Here is a 16458-nt window from a genome sequence, read left to right on the forward strand (position 1 = left end):
CCGTACTATTCCTTGACCCGGCCCTGCCCTGGCCCAGCAACCGGCGCGGTGGCAGCATTGCCATATGACGGAACGTGTGGTCGGGATCGGCGCGGGCGCAAAAGAGCTGGCCACCGAGGACATGATCCTCAACATCGGCCCGCAGCACCCGTCCACCCACGGGGTGCTCCGGCTCAGGCTGACGCTCGACGGCGAACGCATCACCGCCGCCGAGCCGATCATCGGCTACATGCACCGGGGCGCGGAGAAGCTGTTCGAGGTCCGCGACTACCGTCAGATCATCATGCTGGCCAACAGGCACGACTGGCTGTCGGGGTTCGCGAACGAGCTGGGCGTGGTGCTGGCCGCCGAACGTCTGCTCGGCATGGAGCCCCCGGTCCGGGCCGTGTGGGCGCGCACGCTGCTGGCCGAGCTCAACCGGGTGCTCAACCACCTGATGTTCCTCGGCTCCTATCCGCTGGAGCTCGGCGCGATCACGCCGCTGTTCTACTCGTTCAACGAGCGCGAGCGCATCCAGGCGGTCATGGAGGAGATCTCCGGCGGCCGCATGCACTACATGTTCAACCGGGTCGGGGGCCTCAAGGAGGACCTGCCGCTCGGCTGGCTCGACCGGGTGTCGGAGGCCGTCGCGGAGACCCGCCGCCGGGTGCCCGACATCGAGAACCTCATCCTGCACAACGAGATCTTCATCGCCCGCACCAGGGGCGTCGGCGTGCTCTCCCGCGAGCAGATCACGCAGTACGGCGTCAGCGGCCCCATCGCCAGGGCCTCCGGCGTGGACTTCGACCTGCGCCGCGACGATCCCTACCTCGCCTACCCCGAGCTGCCCGTGAAGGTCGTCACGCGGCAGGCCGGCGACTGCCACTCCCGGTTCGAGGTGCTGTTCGACCAGCTCAAGGTCTCGCTCGACCTGGCCGACGCCTGCGTCTCGCGGCTGCGCTCGCTGCCTCCCGGGCCGATCAACCAGCGCCTGCCGAAGGTGCTCAAGGTGCCGGAGGGCCACACGTACGCGTGGACCGAGAACCCCCTCGGCATCAACGGCTACTACCTGGTCTCCAAGGGCGACAAGACCCCGTGGCGGCTCAAGCTGCGCTCGGCCTCGTACAGCAACGTCCAGGTGCTGCGGGAGATGCTGCCCGGCCACCTGGTCGCCGACATGGTGGCCATCCTCGGCTCGATGTTCTTCGTCGTGGGTGACATCGACAAGTGAAAGTCGAGCGCGACAAGTACGTCGACTGGCTCCGAGCCCTGAGCCTGTGCGTCGTGGTGGTCTGGCACTGGGCGTTCACCATCCTGGAGTGGAAGCCGAGCGGCCCCGAGCCCACCAGCCCGCTGGGCTTCACCTCGGGGCTGTGGATCCTGACCTGGCTGCTGCAGGTGCTGCCGCTGTTCTTCTACGTCGGCGGCCACGTGCACCTGCTGTCCTGGGAGCGGGCCAAGGAACGCGGCGTCGGCATCGGCTCGTTCGTCTGGCGGCGCATCCGCGCGCTGGCTTTACCCGCCCTGTTCCTGTCCGGGGTGTGGATCGCCATCGGGGCGGTCGTGACGTACACGTTCCAGGTCGACTGGATGTGGCGGGTGGTGCTGCTGGTGCTCAGCCCGCTGTGGTTCCTGGGCGTCTACCTCGTCCTGATCGCGCTGCTGCCCGTGGCGCTCTGGCTGCACCGCCGCTACGACGTGCTGACGCTGATCTGGCTCGGCGGCGCGTCGCTGGTGGTGGACGTGGTCCGCTTCCGGTACGGGGTCGACTGGGTCGGCTGGCTCAACATGATCATCGTCTGGGGGCTCGCCCACCAGGCCGGGTTCTTCTACGACCGGATCGTCATCCTGCCCAGGCGCTATGACATCGCGGTGCTCTGGACGGGGCTGTTCGCCCTGTTCGGCCTGGTCTATTCGGGCATCTACCCGGGCTCGATGGTGGGCGTGCCGGGCGACAAGTGGTCGAACATGGCGCCGCCCACGTTCGTGATCGTCGCCCTGCTGCTGTTCCAGGTCGGGCTGGTGGAGGTGCTGCGGCCGTCGATGGAGCGGGTGCTGGAGCGTCCGGGCTGGCGCCGGGTGAACGGGTTCATCAACCGGTACTCGCTGCCGCTCTTCCTCTTCCACACGACCGGGATGGCCATCGCGCTGGGCCTGTCGTGGTGGCTCTTCGGCAGCCTGGGCACCGAGATCCCGCCGGACCTGAAATGGTGGCTGGAACGCCCGATCGCCATCCTCGGCCCGCTGATCTGCACCGCCCCGGTCATCTACGTCTTCGGCCGGCGTGGGCGTTCTTAGTCTGGTTTGTGGTTGTCCGAGTCCTTGGGGATCCGGCAGGCGTGCTCCAGGTAGAGGGCGGCGCAGATCAGCGCCACGCAGGCCACGAACGACCCCGCCGCGACGAAGAACTCCGCCCGTGGCGTCTCCCGGTCCAGGATCTGCACCGTGTAGAGCCCGAACCCGGCGAACAACCCGCCGAACACCGCTCCCGCGTACGCCGACGCCTTGGCCAGCGCGGCCAGCCGGGCCACCGACAGCGGCTCCACCGGCTTGGTGCCCGGCTTCCTGGCGATCCTGGCCTTGGTCACCCAGGCGCTGTAACCCTCGCCGATGGCCAGCAGCAGCACGGTCGGGATCGCCGTCCACGGCATCAGGGGCAGGTCTGAATAGAAGGGCCTGACCGCCGCCCACGCGATCAGCGCGACAACAGCGATGATGCCGACCAGGCGGCCCGGATGGGTGGGCTTCAATCGGGCCTCTGCAGTTTCAGGTCGTCGCGCAGGCGTACCCCCTGCTGGTCGATGCCCGCCAGCAGCTCCGCCACCCGGCCGCGCCCGGGCACCACCGCGTCGGGGTCGGCCTTCGCCCACGGCACGAGCACGAACGCGCGCTCGTGAGCGAGCGGATGCGGCAGCGTCAGCTCCGGCTCGTCGCAGATCGTGTCGCCCACCACGATCAGGTCGACGTCGAGCGTCCGCGGCCCCCAGCGCTCGGCGCGCACCCGCCCGAAGGCGTTCTCCACGCTCTGTGCCCGCTCCAGGAGCGTGCGCGGCTGCAGGGTGGTCTCCGCGATCACGATCGCGTTGAGATACGGCTTCTGTCCCGGCGGACCGCCCACAGGGTCGGTCTCGTAGACCGGCGACGCCTGGACGAACTCCAGCCCAGGGGCGTCGAACAGGGTGTCCACGGCGCCTTGCAGCGTCTGGAACCGGGGCCCCAGGTTGCTGCCGAGAGCGAGGACGACTTTCATACGCGGCTCCGCTCAATGGTCACGACCACGTCGTCGAACGGCAGCGGGATGGGCGCCGCCGGTTTGTGCACGCTCACCTCGACCCTACGCACCAGCTCACTGGCCAGGCACACGTCGGCCAGCCGCTGCGCGAGCGTCTCTATCAACGCGACCGGCTCGCCCTCCACGACCTTGACCAGCGCCTCGGCCAGCTCTCCGTAATGGACGGTCTTGGTGAGGTCGTCGCCGGCCGCGGCCGGCGCGGTGTCGAGGAACAACGTCGCGTCCACGACGAACTCCTGCCCGAGCTCCCGCTCGGCAGGGAGCACGCCGTGCCTCCCCCTGGCCCGCAGGCCCTTGAGAGCGATGCGATCAGGGCTCAAGCTCGCCTTCCTCCTCCTCGTCGTCATCTCCCTGGAGCACCGGCGAACCGTGGTGCATCCACAGCCGCCAGCCCTGCGAGGTGCGGATGTAGACGTTGCTGGCCACCACCTTGCCCGCGGCGAAGCTGGACTCACCCTCCTCGCCGGCGGTGAGGATGTTCTCGACGCAGGTGAGCACGGCCACATCGCCCAGCACGGTCGTGTCGACGTCGGTCAGCACGAACTGGATGTAGGTGGTGTTGGCCATGATCAGGGCCCACGACCGCAGCACCTCGGACCGGCCGCTGAGCAGGGTCCAGCCCGGGTGCACGCAGCTCACCTGGTCGTCGGCGGTGTCCTCGGCCCAGATCTCGGTCATCTTGTCGAGATCCGCGTTCTCGATCGCGGCGTAGAACTCCTGGTTGATCGTCTCGATCGCGACGGTGTCGACGCTCATGTGTTGGCTCCGGCTCTCTTCCATGCGGCTGCCACGCGTACGGCATCGGCGTTGGGACCCACCTCGTGGACGCGTACGCACCAGGCGCCCGCCTGGGCGGCCAGTGCGGTCACGGCCAGCGTCGCGGCGTCGCTGCGGCTGAACGGCCGGGGTGTGCCGTCAGGACCCGCCAGCAGGCGCCCGAGGAAGCGCTTGCGCGACGCTCCGATGAGCAATGGGTAGCCGAGCTCGGCCAGCTGGGGGATCCCGGCCAGCAGTGCCCAGTTGTGCTCGGCGTTCTTGGCGAAGCCCAGGCCGGGGTCGAGCACGATCTGCTGCTCCGTGACGCCTTCGGCCAGGACCAGGTCGACCCGCTTGCCGAGCTCTTCGCGGACCTCGGTGACCACGTCGGCGTAGACCGCGCGGTTGTCCATGTCATGACTGTGGCCGCGCCAGTGCATCACGACGTACGGGACGCCGGTCGCGGCCACCACGCGCGGCATCTCCGGGTCGGCGAGACCACCGCTCACGTCGTTGACCAGCCGCGCCCCCGCCTCGACCGCGGCCTTGGCCACCTCGGCCCGCATCGTGTCGACGCTGACCGCCACTCCCTCGGCGTGGAGTGCCCTGATCACGGGGACGACCCTGGCCAGCTCCTCCTCCAGGGACACCCTGGCCGCGCCCGGACGGGTGGACTCGCCGCCCACGTCGACCAGGTCGGCCCCCTCCTGAACCAGCTCAAGGCCATGCTGGATGGCGGCCGCCTCGTCGAACCACAGGCCGCCGTCGGAGAACGAATCGGGGGTCACATTGACCACACCCATGACAAGGCACCGATCCGCACCTCCCGGCACGCTGATGGGCACGCTAGTCATGGGCCAAGCCTAGGCGCTCCCCCACACATGTTGACATCGTGGGTCCCCGTTCGGTCATCAACGACCCAGGATCAGCGCCATCGCCTCAGATCGGGTCTTGTCGCTCGTGCGGAAATCGCCGCGAACCGCCGAGGTGACGGTCTTGGCGCCCGGTTTGCGTACGCCGCGCATCGTCATGCACAGATGCTCGGCCTCGACCACCACGATGACTCCGCGCGGCTCCAGAACCCGCATGAGAGCGTCGGCGATCTGGGACGTCATGCGCTCCTGGACCTGGGGGCGGCGGGCGAACACGTCCACCAGCCGGGCCAGCTTCGACAGGCCCGTCACCTGGCCGCGGTCGTTGGGGATGTAGCCCACGTGGGCCACACCGTGGAACGGGACCAGGTGGTGCTCGCAGGTCGAGTAGACCTCGATGTCCCGGACGAGCACCATCTCGTCGTGATCGACGTCGAAGACCTTGGTCAGGACGTCTTCGGGCTTCTGGCCGAGCCCTGAGTACTGCTCGGCCATGGCGCGGGCGACCCGGGCCGGCGTGTCGAGGAGGCCGTCACGGTCGGGATCCTCGCCGATGGCGTAGAGGATCTCGCGTACGGCCTTCTCGATCCGGCCCAGGTCGACGTCGTACTGAGTCACACACTGTCCCCGGACGGGAGGGCGTCCTGGTGGCCCGCGGTGAGCGAGCCGTTGGCCGACTGCTCCTTGGGGGTCAGGATCGGCGGACGGTCGGAGGGGAGCCGCTTGCCGTAGCCCGCGTAGGACGGGCGGTGTGCCCTGACCACGACCGAGGCGAAGATCTCCAGCACCTGCTCGCGGGAGAGCGTCTCCTTCTCCATGAGCTCGAGCACCAGGTTGTCGAGCACGTCGCGGTATTCGACCAGGATGTCCCACGCCTGGTCGTGCGCCGTCTCGATCATCCGGCGGACCTCCTCGTCGATCGTGGAGGCGATCTTCTCGGAGTAGTCGCGCTCGTGGCCCATCTCGCGGCCCAGGAACACCTCGGCCTGGCCGGTGCCGAACTTACGGGCGCCGAGCTGCTCGCTCATGCCGTACTCGGTCACCATGCGGCGGGCGACCGCCGTGGCCTTCTCGATGTCGTTGGAGGCGCCGGTGGTGGGCTCGTGGAAGACGAGCTCCTCCGCCGCGCGGCCGCCGAGCAGCATCGCGAGCTGGTCCATCATCTCCGACCTGGTGGCCAGGAACTTGTCCTCCATCGGCAGCGTCATCGTGTAACCGAGTGCGCGCCCGCGGGACAGGATCGTGATCTTGTGGACCGGGTCGGAGTTGGGCAGCGCGTGCGCCACCAGCGCGTGACCGCCCTCGTGGTAGGCGATCATCTTCTTTTCCTTGTCGGACATGACCCGCGACTTGCGCTCGGGCCCTGCCATGACGCGGTCGATCGACTCCTCGAGGACGTCCATCGTGATCAGCTTCTGGTCGGCCCGCGCGGTGAGCAGGGCGGCCTCGTTGATCACGTTGGCCAGGTCGGCGCCGGTGAACCCGGGGGTGCGGCGCGCGATGACGTCGAGGTCGACGTTGGGGGCGAACGGCTTGCCGCGGCCGTGGACCTTGAGGATGCCCTTGCGGCCCTCGAGGTCGGGGCGGTCGACGGTGACCTGCCGGTCGAAACGGCCCGGGCGCAGCAGCGCCGGGTCGAGGATGTCGGGCCGGTTGGTCGCGGCGATGAGGATCACGCCGCCCTTGACGTCGAAGCCGTCCATCTCGACGAGCAGCTGGTTGAGCGTCTGCTCGCGCTCGTCGTGACCGCCGCCCAGGCCGGCGCCGCGGTGGCGGCCGACGGCGTCGATCTCGTCGATGAAGATGATCGCCGGGGCGTTGGCCTTCGCCTGCTCGAACAGGTCGCGCACCCGCGAGGCGCCGACACCGACGAACATCTCGACGAAGTCGGAACCGGAGATCGAGTAGAACGGCACGCCCGCCTCGCCGGCCACGGCACGGGCCAGCAGGGTCTTACCGGTGCCGGGCGGGCCGTACAGCAGCACGCCCTTGGGGATCTTGGCGCCGATCGCCTGGAACTTGGCCGGGGCCTGCAGGAACTCCTTGATCTCCTGGAGCTCCTCGATGGCCTCGTCGGCACCTGCGACGTCGGCGAAAGTCGTCTTGGGGGTGTCTTTGGTGATGAGCTTGGCCTTCGACTTGCCGAAGTTCATCACTCGCGAGCCGCCACCCTGCATCTGGTTCATGATGAACAGGAAGATCAGCACGATGAAGACGATCGGCAGGAAGCTCACCAGGATGCTGACCAGGAAGTTTTCCTGGGGCACCTCGGTGTTGAAGCTCTTGGTCTTGCCGGCGTCGACCTGAGCCTGGAGCTCGTCGGTCAGTTTGCTGCCGTAGCCCGTGACCCAGTCGGACTGGATCAGCCTCGTCGGGGAGTCGCCGGCCTTGACCGTGATCGGGTTGGTCAGCGTCACCTCGATCCGGTTGTCCTTGTCGACAATCTTGGCGTTGCTGACGTTTCCGGCGCGAATCTGCTGGAGAACCAGGGACGTGTCGGCCTGCTTGTAATTTCCGCCGCCACTCCAAAGCTGAGTGACGAGTAGGAGCAGCACGACGATGCCCAGGATCCACAGCAGTGGCCCACGTGTAAATCGCTTGAGATCCATCCGATGCGGAACCCCTTGCGGGCCCGTCCCTTCCTGACCATGGCCTGGAACCCCGGGCTGGCCCGGGGCCGCGGCATCCGGCACCGCGACTTCTGACTACCCGAGGGGGACACGCGGTCACCCTCCAGGAGTCTGAAGGTACACCGGCAGAGCGCACGGGGGGACCCGCCCGCTGCACCGGTCTTGCCCTATCAACGTACGTCACGGTGCGCGGTGTTCCCGGCCGAGGTCCAGATTGCTACTTGTAAACGTGTGGGGCCAGTGTGCCGATGAACGGCAGATTCCGGTATCGCTCGGCGTAGTCGAGGCCGTAACCGATGACGAACTCGTTGGGAATGTCGAACCCCACGTATTTCACATCGATCGGCACCTTCACCGCGTCGGGTTTCCGCAGCGCGGTGCAGATCTCAAGTGAGGCGGGATTACGCGACTTCAGGTTTTCCAACAGCCAGTGCAGGGTCAGGCCGGAGTCGATGATGTCCTCGACTATCAGCACGTCGCGGCCCAAGATGTCGGTGTCGAGGTCTTTCAGCACGCGTACGACGCCGGATGACTTCGTGCCCGCGCCGTACGACGACACCGCCATCCAATCCATTTGCACGGGCACGTGCAGGGATCTGGCCAGGTCGGCCATCACCATGACGGCGCCCTTCAGCACGCCAACGAGCAGCAAGTCTTTACCCGCGTAGTCCTCGTCGATCCGCCCGGCAAGCTCTTTGATCTTGGCCTGGAGCTCGTCCTCGGGAATGAGGACATTTTCCAGGTCATGGCCCATGTCGGCAGCGTCCACCTGTGGTTCCTTATGCGATGGGACTGATGGCGAGTATCAGGGTGCCATACCGCCGGACAGCGGACAGACCCCCGGGCAGGTCCACGGCCTTCTGCCCGCGCCAGTTCGTGACCAGCCGATCCACGGCCAGCACGTGCGTGGCCGAGAGGGCCCCTGACGGCGCTCCCGCCGCGATGGCCGCCCGCCGCAGCACCCGCCGCCTGACGGCGTCGGGGAGCTTCTCCAGCTCTGGCAAGGCCAGTGTCACCGATCCCGGAATATCGCTAAGAGCGCAATTTTGGTACGCCGATTCGGCCCATTGATCGAGGGCGTCGGCGTCCTCCCGCGCCATCCCCGCGGTCCTCGCGAGCGCCTCGGCCACCCCCGGGCCCAATTCCGCCTCGAGGACGGGCAGGACCCTCCTTCGCACGCGGACCCTCGTGTAGCGGGGGTCCTCGTTGTGGGGATCGTCCCAGGGGTCGAGCCCCATGGCCGCGCAGGCCTTGACGGTGGTGGCCCTGGGGATGTTCAGGAACGGCCTGCGGTAGCGCCCGCTGCGTGCCGCCATCCCGGACAGGGACCTGACGCCGCTCCCCCTGGCCAGGCCCAGGAGCACCGTCTCCGCCTGGTCGTCGCGGGTGTGCCCGAGCAGGACCGCCTCCGCCTGGAGCCGGTCGGCCGCCTGGGCCAGCGCAGCGTACCTCGCGTCCCGCGCCGCCGCCTCGGGGCCGCCCTCGGTGCCGACCGTGACGGTGAGAACCTCGGCCGGGCTCAGGTCCAGCCGGCGGACCCCGATGTCCGCGACCGTCCGGGCCCGCTCGGCCGAGCCGGGCTGTAGCTGGTGATCCACGGTGAGCAGCCCTGCCCTGAGGCCCGTCCTGGGCGCCACGAACGCCAGCGCCGCCGCCAGCGCCAGGGAGTCGGCCCCGCCGCTGCAGGCGGCCAGCACGAGCGCGCCTTGCTCGACGTCGGCCAGCGCCTCACGCACTGCCCGGCGCACGTCGGCAACGGCTGGATGTGGACCCACGGGTGCCATTCTCACCCCCCGCCACCGCCACCCACACCACACCAGGCCGCCAACCGCCCGCTGCCCACCGACGCCCGCCTGCGCCATGCCGCTCGCGCTGCCCGTTGCCTACGCCACCTGCCGTCCGCCGCCTGTGCCATGCCACCCGCCGTCGCAGGGCTCCGAGCTTCATTGCGCCACGCCCTGCCGGCGCGGCACCCCAAGGGCACGGGACGTCGGCCTCACGCACCTGCATCACGAGGCACTTGCGCCACCCGCCCACCGCCGGCCGCTTTCGCAGTCCGCTGGGCGGTCGCTGGCGTAAGGGGCCGGGGTGGGAGGGTCAGGCCGGGAGGGCCGGGGTGCCGATGACGCGGCTGATCCAGGCGTCCGGGTCGGAGATCTCCGACGTCGTCGGAAGCGTCTCGGGAGAGGTCCAGATCTTGTTGAAGCCATCCATCCCCACCCGGTCCACCACCTTCCGCACGAACGCCGACCCCTCCGCGTACTGCTTCATCTTGAGGTCGATCCCCAGCAGCCGCCGCACCGTACGGTCGAGGCGGGAGCCGCCCTCCCGGCGCTGGGCGAACTTGGCGCGGATGTCGCCCACCGAGGGCACCACGGACGGGCCCACCGCGTCCATGACGTAGTCGCCGTGCCCCTCCACCAGGGTCATCACGGCCGTCAGGCGGTCGAGGATCTCCTTCTGCCCCGGCGACTGGATGGCGTCGATGAGGTTGCCCTCCCCGCCGCGCACCACGTCGGCCACCGTGTCGGCGGCGCTGCGGAGGCGTTCGAGCAGCGTGGGCAGGTCGAGGTCGGAGGCGAGCAGGAACTCGGTCATCTGCGACCGGACGTATTCGCGCAGCCACGGCACGCCCGTGAACTGCACCCGGTGCGTCTCCTCGTGCAGGCACACCCACAGGCGGAAGTCGTGCGGGTCGACGCCCATCTCGCGCTCGGCGTGGACGATGTTGGGGGCGACGAGCGTCAGCCGGCCCGCGGGCTCCTGGCCCGTGGGGTCGGGCGGGAGGAACAGCTCGTACTGCCCGAGGACCCGCGAGGCGAGGAAGGCCAGGACGGCCCCGACCTCGACGCCCGTGATGCGGGAGCCCACGGCGGTGACGATGGCGGGCGGCTGGTTGTCGCCGCTGCCCATGCGCTCCGTCAACGGCTCGAGCACCACGCGGAAGCCCTCGACGTTCGCCTTGATCCAACCGGGCCGGTCGACGATGGTCGCGGCCTGCGGCGCGGCCTCCGCGTGGATCTTGGTGAACTCGCGCACGTGGCCCTCGGCCTCACGCGACAGGGTACGGAGCTCGGTGACGGCCTGCCTGGCCTCCTCCCGGCTCACTTGAGGACCGGGGCGCACCAGGCGCGTGCCGGTCGAGACAGCCAGATCCCAGTCGATCACCTGCATACCGTCCACCGTACGTGCTCGATGCCCAACCTGCGAAGGAGCGCCGGTGTCTGGACTGAGGAGGGAGGGAGCGAAGCGACCGAGCGACGAGGGAAGACACCGGACCCCAGCGACTGAGCCGCGATCCGAAGGATCGCCGTAAGCACGCGAAGGAGGGCGATCAGGACCTTGCCACGATGGCGGCGAGGCGGTCGAGTACGGGTTCGGCCGTGACCGGGACGCGGTCCGCCATGAACGCGAAGGTCACCAGCCGCCCGTCCTTCGTGGTCGCCATGCCCGCCAGCGTGTTGACGTTGTTCAGCGTGCCGGTCTTGGCGCGTACGAGCCCCACCTGCCCCCTGCTGTCGCTGCCCGTGAACCGCCGGCCGTTCCCCAGCGTGCCGGAGAAGCCCGCGATCGGCATGCCGGAGGCGATGGCGTGCAGGTTGGGCTGGCTCGTGGAGCCGGCCATGGCGATCAGCTTGGCCAGGGCGCTGGGGCTGATGCGGTTGCGGGTGGACAGGCCGCTGCCGTCGGAGAGCGAGATCCCCTGCGCGGCCCCAAGCCGCTGGAGCACCGCCACAACCGCCTTGGTGCCCCCTTCGGACGACGCCTCCTGGCCTTCCTTGATGGCCACGTGCCTGGCCAGGGCCTCGGCCATGTCGTTGTCACTTCGGGTGAGCGTGTGCTCGACGAGGGAGTAGATCGGGGCGGAGTCCACCCGGCCCAGCTCGGGGGCGCCCGCCGGGGCCTTGTCGGGCTTCACGGACCTGGAGACCGTGATCCCCTGCTTGGCCAGCAACTTGGCGAAGGCCGCGGCGGCGTACTGGGGCGGGTTGGAGACCCGGGGCTGATGGAAACGGGGATTCTGGCGGCCTTCGTCGATGGTCAAGGCGTAGACGGGCGCGACCTCGCCGTCCGGAACGTAGTTCGGCTTCCAGCCGGGCGCGATCGCCGAACCGACGAACAACGAGGTGTCGTACGAAAGGGTGATTTTTCGAACGTTTTGCGACTTGAGGGTGGCGGCCGTGCGGGCCGCCAGGGTGGCCAGGCTCGCCTGTTTCGGGTACGTCGGTTTCGCCGACGGGCCGGCCAGCATCGGGTCGCCGCCCCCGACCAGGATGGCCGTGCCCGGCTTCGCGCCCTGGACGACCCTGGTGGACAGACGCGTGTCCGGGCCGAGGGAGGCGAGGGCCGCGGAGCACGTGACGATCTTCGTGGTCGAGGCCGGGACGATGGGGACGTCGGCGTTGGCGGCGAAAATCCGTTCGCCGGTGGCCGCGTCGAGCACCACCGCGCCCACGTGAGAGCCGAGCGCTTCGTCACCCAGGGCACTGGTGAGCTGGCGCGTCAAAGTACCCTTAGTCGGGAGAGGTCCGCCCCCTGACTTCACCGAAAGCTGGGCCAGCACAGGCCCTGAGGTGACCACGGGGACGGAGGAAGACCCTTCCGGCGGGGACGCCGTCGGCTTGGTCGGTGGAGACTGCCTCGTCAACGCGCCCAGGCTGAAGTCGGTGGTCATCGCGTAAACGCCGATGACGATCGTCAGGGCCTGCAGCACGGCGAGAGTGGTCAACATCACCCACCGGTCGTGCCGCGCCACGTCGTCTGCCTCTCTCCTGTGTTCGCCTACGAGACATTAACGCCCAACCGGGGGTCCCCGGGGGCTTGAGTGCGGGAGACGAAGCCGAACCAGGCACTGCCCGGTGAAGCGGAATCGGCCCATGAGAAAGGACCGCGGTGGAGTTCGACGTCGTCGTTGAGATTCCGAAGGGGAATCGGAACAAGTACGAAGTGGACCACGAGACCGGGAAGATCAGGCTCGACAGGCTCCTGTTCACCTCCACGCAGTACCCCGCCGACTACGGCTTCATCGAGCACACCCTCGGCGAGGACGGCGACCCGCTGGACGCGCTGGTGCTGCTGCAGGAGCCGACCTTCCCCGGGTGCTACATCACCTGCCGGGCGGTCGGCATGTTCAGGATGACGGACGAGAAGGGCGGGGACGACAAGGTCCTCTGCGTCCCCTCGACCGACCCGCGGATGCACCACATCCAGGACATCCATCACGTGTCGGAGTTCGACCGCCTGGAGATCCAGCACTTCTTCGAGGTCTACAAGGACCTGGAGCCGGGCAAGTCCGTCGAGGGCGCCAACTGGGTCGGCCGCATCGAGGCCGAGGCCGAGATCGAGCGTTCCTTCCGCCGGGCCAAGGAGGAGGGTCACCACTGACCCCCTCAGCGGGGCCTGGTGGCGCCCACCAGGTCCCCGCGCCAGATCGAGGCGACCCGTACGACGTCGCCGGTCTGCGGCGCGTGCACCATCTGACCGTTGCCGACGTAGATCCCGACGTGGTGGATGGTGCCCGGGTCGCTGCTCACATAGCCGAAGAACAGCAGGTCGCCCCGTCTGAGCTGGTCCAGCGGCACGTGCGGGCCCGACGTCCACTGGGTGCCCGTCCAGTGGTCCAGCTGTATGCCCACCTTCTCCCAGGCCCGCATCACGAGCCCTGAGCAGTCGTACGTGTCCGGGCCCGCGGCCGCCCACACGTACGCCTTGCCCAGCTGGGTCAGCGCCCAGTCGGCCGCCACGTCCCCCATGGCCGAGCCCCCGGTGGCCATGCTCTGCAGTGCCGCGGCCCGCTGCCTGGCCAGCAGCTCCGCGCGGGTGCGCGCCGCGTCCACCCGGCGCTGGAGGACCACCGTACGGGCCTGCAGCTCCGTCGTCTCCTGCCGCTGCCGGGCCACCGCCTGCTCGGCCACGGTCTTGGCCAGCGCGACCCGCTCCGAGAGGACCCGGTGGGCGGCGTAGGCGTTCGCGGCCTGCGTACGCAGGATGGCGGCCACCTCCTGCGCGTCGCGCACACTGCCGAGGATCGCCGACTGTTCGCTCCTCATCTGCGCCAGCAGGCCCGCTCTGCGCAGGACGCCCTCCCTGTCGCCCTGATCGACGATCATGCTGACGACCGGGGTCATCAGCCCCAGCCCGCCGTAGCTCTGCGCCGCCAGCAGCGCGACGGCCTGCCTGGCCCGCTCTACCTCCGCGTCCGCCGACGCCAGCCGCGCCCTGGCCTGCGCGTAGGTCTGGTCGGCCTGCCGCAGCCTGACCAGCTCGCCGTTGTACGCCTCCACCAGCCGCTCCACCGCGGCTGCCATCCCGTCCAACCGCGCCTGCGCGGTGGCCAGGTGGGCGCTGGCCGCCCCCAGCTCCCGCGAACGGTCCTGCGCGGCCTGCCGGGCCTTGCGCACCTCCCGCGAGGAGGGGACGGGATCGGCCACGACAGGCGGGCACAGAGCGACGACCAGGCAGCACACGAGGAGCCCGGCCCGGAATGCGCGCATTGGTCCCCCCGGAAACACATGGTTACTCTATGCACACAGTTCCCGGCAATTCACTCACGTAACGTGATCGCGGCTCGCGGTTTCAGGCGAGGGCGGCATCAAGCCCCCAGCGGACCGGTCAGCCAGTGGTGGTGGGTGAGGGGGCTTCGGTGGGAGTGGTCGTGGTGGGTGGGGTGGGGGTCTGGGTGGGGGTTTGGACCGGGGTGGGGGTCGGCGTGGGGCAGGGGGTGCGGGTGCCGGGGGTGGAGGGTGGCGGGTCGTCCTCATGGGGCGGGCCGCCCGCCGGTGGCCGGTGCGTCGGCGGGGACGGTGGAAGCGGGGGGACGTACGTCGGGGGTTGCCAGTCCGACGGCGGAGGAGGGTCGGAGGGATCGTGGGACGCGGGCACGTCGGCCTCCGACGAGGAGCGTACGGTGTCGCGGACCGGCGCGACGGACGGCACCAGCATCGGGACGCCGGTGACGCCGATCGGACGGGTGGTCCTGCTGTCCAGGACGGGATCGCCCGTCACCGCCACGTCCGGGGGGTCGGAGGAGCGCCAGGGCAGGCGGATGGCGGGCGGCTCGCCCGTGGCCGGGAACGCGGCCGTCGCCACCCCCGACACCCCGCCCTCCTCGGTCTCGAGCTGATGGAAGATCAGCGCTATCGCCACCACGGCCGCGACCGCCGCCAGCGCGCCTGCCAGCGCCTTAGGCCACCCTCGAGCGTTCCTGTCCGCGGGAACGGGAAATCCGGCGGCGCCCAGGTTGCCCGTACGCCTGGCGACGTAACGGCGGTACGGCAGGAGTTCGGGGTCGACGAAGCAGCTCATCACCCGCAGCCGGAGCGTGTCGGGCAGGGTCTGCTGGGGCAGCAGCCCGAGGACCTTGGCGGGCGACACCTCGCGGGTGCGGTGCGGCGCGCAGGTCTCGCAGCGCCGCAGGTGCCGGACCAGGCGCTCGCGCATCTCCTGGGTCAGCTCGCCGGAGAACCCGGCCAGGATCGCGGCCCGCTGCGGGCAGTCGTACGGGCCCTTCAAGGCGAGGATCTCGGCGGTGATCGCGTCGCGCAGTCGCTCGCGCGCCCCCTCCAGGACCTGCTCGACCTGCCGCGTCCCCAGCACCTGGGCCAGCTCCGGCGCGGGCAGCGAGTGCCGGTACGTGAGCTCCAGGGCCTCGCGGTCGGCGACGGGCAGGCTCTGGACGGCGTTCCAGGCCATGACCCGCAGGTCGGCGTCGGCCGCGTCATGCGGCGGCGGCGCCTTGGCCAGCGCCTCGGCGGACCCCGGCGGCGCGGCGGCCCGGCGGCGCAGGCACTCGGCGCGGGCCAGCGCGTACAGCCAGGTGCGCAGCCTGTCCGGGTCGGCCAGCGCGCCCGCGTGCGCCTCCGCCGCGATGAGGGTGTCGCGGAGCGCCACCTGGGCGCTGTCCGCGTTCAGCAGGAGGGACCAGCAGTAGCGGTAGACGCTCTCCGCGTACGTGTCATAGAGCGCGGCGAGCGCGCCCGGGTCACGGGCGCGGAGTGCTTCGACCAGGACGCGGTCATTCATATGACCGAAGGTAATTGATTGGTAACTAGTAGTTCTACCGCTTTCGGGGTGTCGGTATAACAACGCCTTTGGATTTTACCCAATTCATTGTTTATGCTCCGACACGACCTGTGTGCTCCGGTCTACCGAGAACGGCTCGGTCACCGGCTTGACGGTATGGACCGGCGCGGCTCCGGCGAGCGCCAGTTCCTCGTAGGGACGGCCGGTCGAGCCCCAGGTCCTGGCTGTGATGTCGGTCCTCGCGACCTTCGTCCCTTGGGGCAGCCCCGACACGGTGAGGATGAATCGCGGCGGACTTCCGGTTTTGACATCGTCCACGAATGTGCTCCCGCCGCCGAGGAGTTTGCCCGCTTTGTCGCGCAGCAACGCGTTCACGACGAGACTGCTGGCCGACATTTGATAGGGATTGCCGACATATCCAGTAATAAGGTATGAGCCGTCTTTCTGGGGCAATGTCTGGACTCGGCTCACAGGGAACCGCTGGAACGCGGAGGGAATCCGCGCCGCCGCCCGCCAGCGCGCGGGACGGTACTGGATCGTCACCTTCGCCGGCTTCTCGGATGCGGTGGCCTGGCCGGTGAAGGCCAGCGAACCGCCCGGCGGCACGGCGTCGAGCGGCTGGTCCATCCTGACCACCTCGGTGCCCTTGGCGTCGTGTCCGACGATCGTGGCCACCACGTGCTCGCCGAAGTGCCACGGGTTGGCGTTGCTGAGCACGCCCGCCCAGGTGACGGCGTACCCATCGGCGGATTTGACGATATTGGAGACCTGCTCCTTGAGCGCAAGGGGCTTGAGCTCTTGCACGGGTCGCTTCTCGCTCGCGCACCCGGAGAGGCAGATCGCCCCGAGTGCGCAGAGTGCGAGCAGGCTGACGGTTCGGCTGCGCGGGATCACTTTGCCGTGATAA

General features: G+C 69.3%; 17 protein-coding genes. 3 read left to right on the forward strand and 14 right to left on the reverse strand.

Annotated elements, in window-relative coordinates; genetic code table 11:
- Positions 1-64 precede the first annotated feature (64 nt).
- Positions 65-1210, forward strand: a complete 1146-nt coding sequence (locus AB0L65_RS16145; RefSeq protein ID WP_364245484.1) for an NADH-quinone oxidoreductase subunit D — start codon at positions 65-67, stop codon at positions 1208-1210.
- On the forward strand, positions 1207-2277 hold the full coding sequence (locus AB0L65_RS16150; protein ID WP_364245487.1) for an acyltransferase: 1071 nt from the start codon (positions 1207-1209) through the stop codon (positions 2275-2277). The genes AB0L65_RS16145 and AB0L65_RS16150 overlap by 4 nt, the downstream gene beginning before the upstream one ends.
- Here AB0L65_RS16150 and AB0L65_RS16155 read toward each other — a convergent pair.
- From AB0L65_RS16155 to dacB, 11 genes are all read right to left on the reverse strand, one after another.
- On the reverse strand, positions 2274-2729 hold the full coding sequence (locus tag AB0L65_RS16155) for a DUF3180 domain-containing protein (RefSeq protein ID WP_364245489.1): 456 nt from the start codon (positions 2727-2729) through the stop codon (positions 2274-2276). The two genes, AB0L65_RS16150 and AB0L65_RS16155, sit on opposite strands and share 4 nt — an antisense overlap.
- A complete protein-coding gene (gene folK / locus AB0L65_RS16160; protein WP_350723766.1) occupies positions 2726-3229 on the reverse strand; it encodes a 2-amino-4-hydroxy-6-hydroxymethyldihydropteridine diphosphokinase in 504 nt (167 codons plus the stop codon). Before folK ends, AB0L65_RS16155 begins: the two co-directional genes overlap by 4 nt.
- A complete protein-coding gene (folB, locus tag AB0L65_RS16165; RefSeq protein WP_350723768.1) occupies positions 3226-3618 on the reverse strand; it encodes a dihydroneopterin aldolase in 393 nt (130 codons plus the stop codon). The genes folK and folB overlap by 4 nt, the downstream gene beginning before the upstream one ends.
- Entirely contained in the window at positions 3581-4027 is a 447-nt protein-coding gene (locus AB0L65_RS16170; RefSeq protein WP_364245492.1) for a nuclear transport factor 2 family protein, read from the reverse strand. Before AB0L65_RS16170 ends, folB begins: the two co-directional genes overlap by 38 nt.
- The gene (gene folP / locus AB0L65_RS16175; RefSeq protein WP_364245495.1) at positions 4024-4830 is read right to left on the reverse strand and encodes a dihydropteroate synthase; all 807 of its coding nucleotides are present in this window, start codon (positions 4828-4830) and stop codon (positions 4024-4026) included. The genes AB0L65_RS16170 and folP overlap by 4 nt, the downstream gene beginning before the upstream one ends.
- Positions 4831-4938: 108 nt before the next feature.
- Positions 4939-5517 carry a GTP cyclohydrolase I FolE gene (folE, locus tag AB0L65_RS16180; protein ID WP_192788835.1) on the reverse strand — a complete coding sequence of 193 codons (579 nt, stop codon included), beginning with the start codon at positions 5515-5517 and terminating at the stop codon, positions 4939-4941.
- A complete protein-coding gene (ftsH, locus tag AB0L65_RS16185; RefSeq protein ID WP_364245498.1) occupies positions 5514-7508 on the reverse strand; it encodes an ATP-dependent zinc metalloprotease FtsH in 1995 nt (664 codons plus the stop codon). The genes folE and ftsH overlap by 4 nt, the downstream gene beginning before the upstream one ends.
- Before the next feature lie 238 nt (positions 7509-7746).
- The gene (hpt, locus tag AB0L65_RS16190; protein ID WP_357738103.1) at positions 7747-8298 is read right to left on the reverse strand and encodes a hypoxanthine phosphoribosyltransferase; all 552 of its coding nucleotides are present in this window, start codon (positions 8296-8298) and stop codon (positions 7747-7749) included.
- A gap of 10 nt (positions 8299-8308) precedes the next feature.
- A complete protein-coding gene (gene tilS / locus AB0L65_RS16195) occupies positions 8309-9313 on the reverse strand; it encodes a tRNA lysidine(34) synthetase TilS (RefSeq protein ID WP_364245502.1) in 1005 nt (334 codons plus the stop codon).
- Between the two features lie 313 nt (positions 9314-9626).
- On the reverse strand, positions 9627-10703 hold the full coding sequence (locus AB0L65_RS16200) for a zinc-dependent metalloprotease (RefSeq protein WP_364245504.1): 1077 nt from the start codon (positions 10701-10703) through the stop codon (positions 9627-9629).
- Between the two features lie 160 nt (positions 10704-10863).
- The gene (gene dacB, locus AB0L65_RS16205) at positions 10864-12285 is read right to left on the reverse strand and encodes a D-alanyl-D-alanine carboxypeptidase/D-alanyl-D-alanine-endopeptidase (protein ID WP_364245507.1); all 1422 of its coding nucleotides are present in this window, start codon (positions 12283-12285) and stop codon (positions 10864-10866) included.
- 137 nt (positions 12286-12422) lie between these two features.
- On the opposite strand from dacB, the gene AB0L65_RS16210 reads away from it, so the two are divergent.
- Positions 12423-12914, forward strand: coding sequence for an inorganic diphosphatase (locus AB0L65_RS16210; protein WP_364245509.1), 492 nt, complete (start codon positions 12423-12425; stop codon positions 12912-12914).
- Positions 12915-12919: 5 nt separating this feature from the next.
- Here the strand turns inward: AB0L65_RS16210 and AB0L65_RS16215 are convergent, their stop codons facing one another.
- The 3 genes from AB0L65_RS16215 to AB0L65_RS16225 form a co-directional block, all read right to left on the reverse strand.
- Positions 12920-14023, reverse strand: coding sequence for an NlpC/P60 family protein (locus tag AB0L65_RS16215; RefSeq protein ID WP_364245511.1), 1104 nt, complete (start codon positions 14021-14023; stop codon positions 12920-12922).
- Between the two features lie 118 nt (positions 14024-14141).
- A complete protein-coding gene (locus AB0L65_RS16220) occupies positions 14142-15551 on the reverse strand; it encodes a sigma-70 family RNA polymerase sigma factor (RefSeq protein ID WP_364245513.1) in 1410 nt (469 codons plus the stop codon).
- Between the two features lie 84 nt (positions 15552-15635).
- A complete protein-coding gene (locus tag AB0L65_RS16225) occupies positions 15636-16355 on the reverse strand; it encodes a hypothetical protein (protein ID WP_350723786.1) in 720 nt (239 codons plus the stop codon).
- Positions 16356-16458: the final 103 nt, after the last annotated feature.

Origin of the sequence: Nonomuraea sp. NPDC052116, from assembly GCF_040680035.1 — a bacterium.
Taxonomy (GTDB): Bacteria; Actinomycetota; Actinomycetes; order Streptosporangiales; family Streptosporangiaceae; genus Nonomuraea; species Nonomuraea angiospora_A.

What these genes read in the sequence shown, in the direction of transcription:
- tilS (WP_364245502.1), bottom strand. Translation starts at nt 9,313, where the DNA reads ATGGCACCCGTGGGTCCACATCCAGCCGTTGCCGACGTGCGCCGGGCA.
- ftsH (WP_364245498.1), bottom strand. Translation starts at nt 7,508, where the DNA reads ATGGATCTCAAGCGATTTACACGTGGGCCACTGCTGTGGATCCTGGGC.
- folP (WP_364245495.1), bottom strand. Translation starts at nt 4,830, where the DNA reads ATGGGTGTGGTCAATGTGACCCCCGATTCGTTCTCCGACGGCGGCCTG.
- AB0L65_RS16145 (WP_364245484.1), top strand. Translation starts at nt 65, where the DNA reads ATGACGGAACGTGTGGTCGGGATCGGCGCGGGCGCAAAAGAGCTGGCC.
- AB0L65_RS16170 (WP_364245492.1), bottom strand. Translation starts at nt 4,027, where the DNA reads ATGAGCGTCGACACCGTCGCGATCGAGACGATCAACCAGGAGTTCTAC.
- AB0L65_RS16200 (WP_364245504.1), bottom strand. Translation starts at nt 10,703, where the DNA reads ATGCAGGTGATCGACTGGGATCTGGCTGTCTCGACCGGCACGCGCCTG.
- AB0L65_RS16220 (WP_364245513.1), bottom strand. Translation starts at nt 15,551, where the DNA reads ATGAATGACCGCGTCCTGGTCGAAGCACTCCGCGCCCGTGACCCGGGC.
- folB (WP_350723768.1), bottom strand. Translation starts at nt 3,618, where the DNA reads ATGACGACGAGGAGGAGGAAGGCGAGCTTGAGCCCTGATCGCATCGCT.
- AB0L65_RS16215 (WP_364245511.1), bottom strand. Translation starts at nt 14,023, where the DNA reads ATGCGCGCATTCCGGGCCGGGCTCCTCGTGTGCTGCCTGGTCGTCGCT.
- folK (WP_350723766.1), bottom strand. Translation starts at nt 3,229, where the DNA reads ATGAAAGTCGTCCTCGCTCTCGGCAGCAACCTGGGGCCCCGGTTCCAG.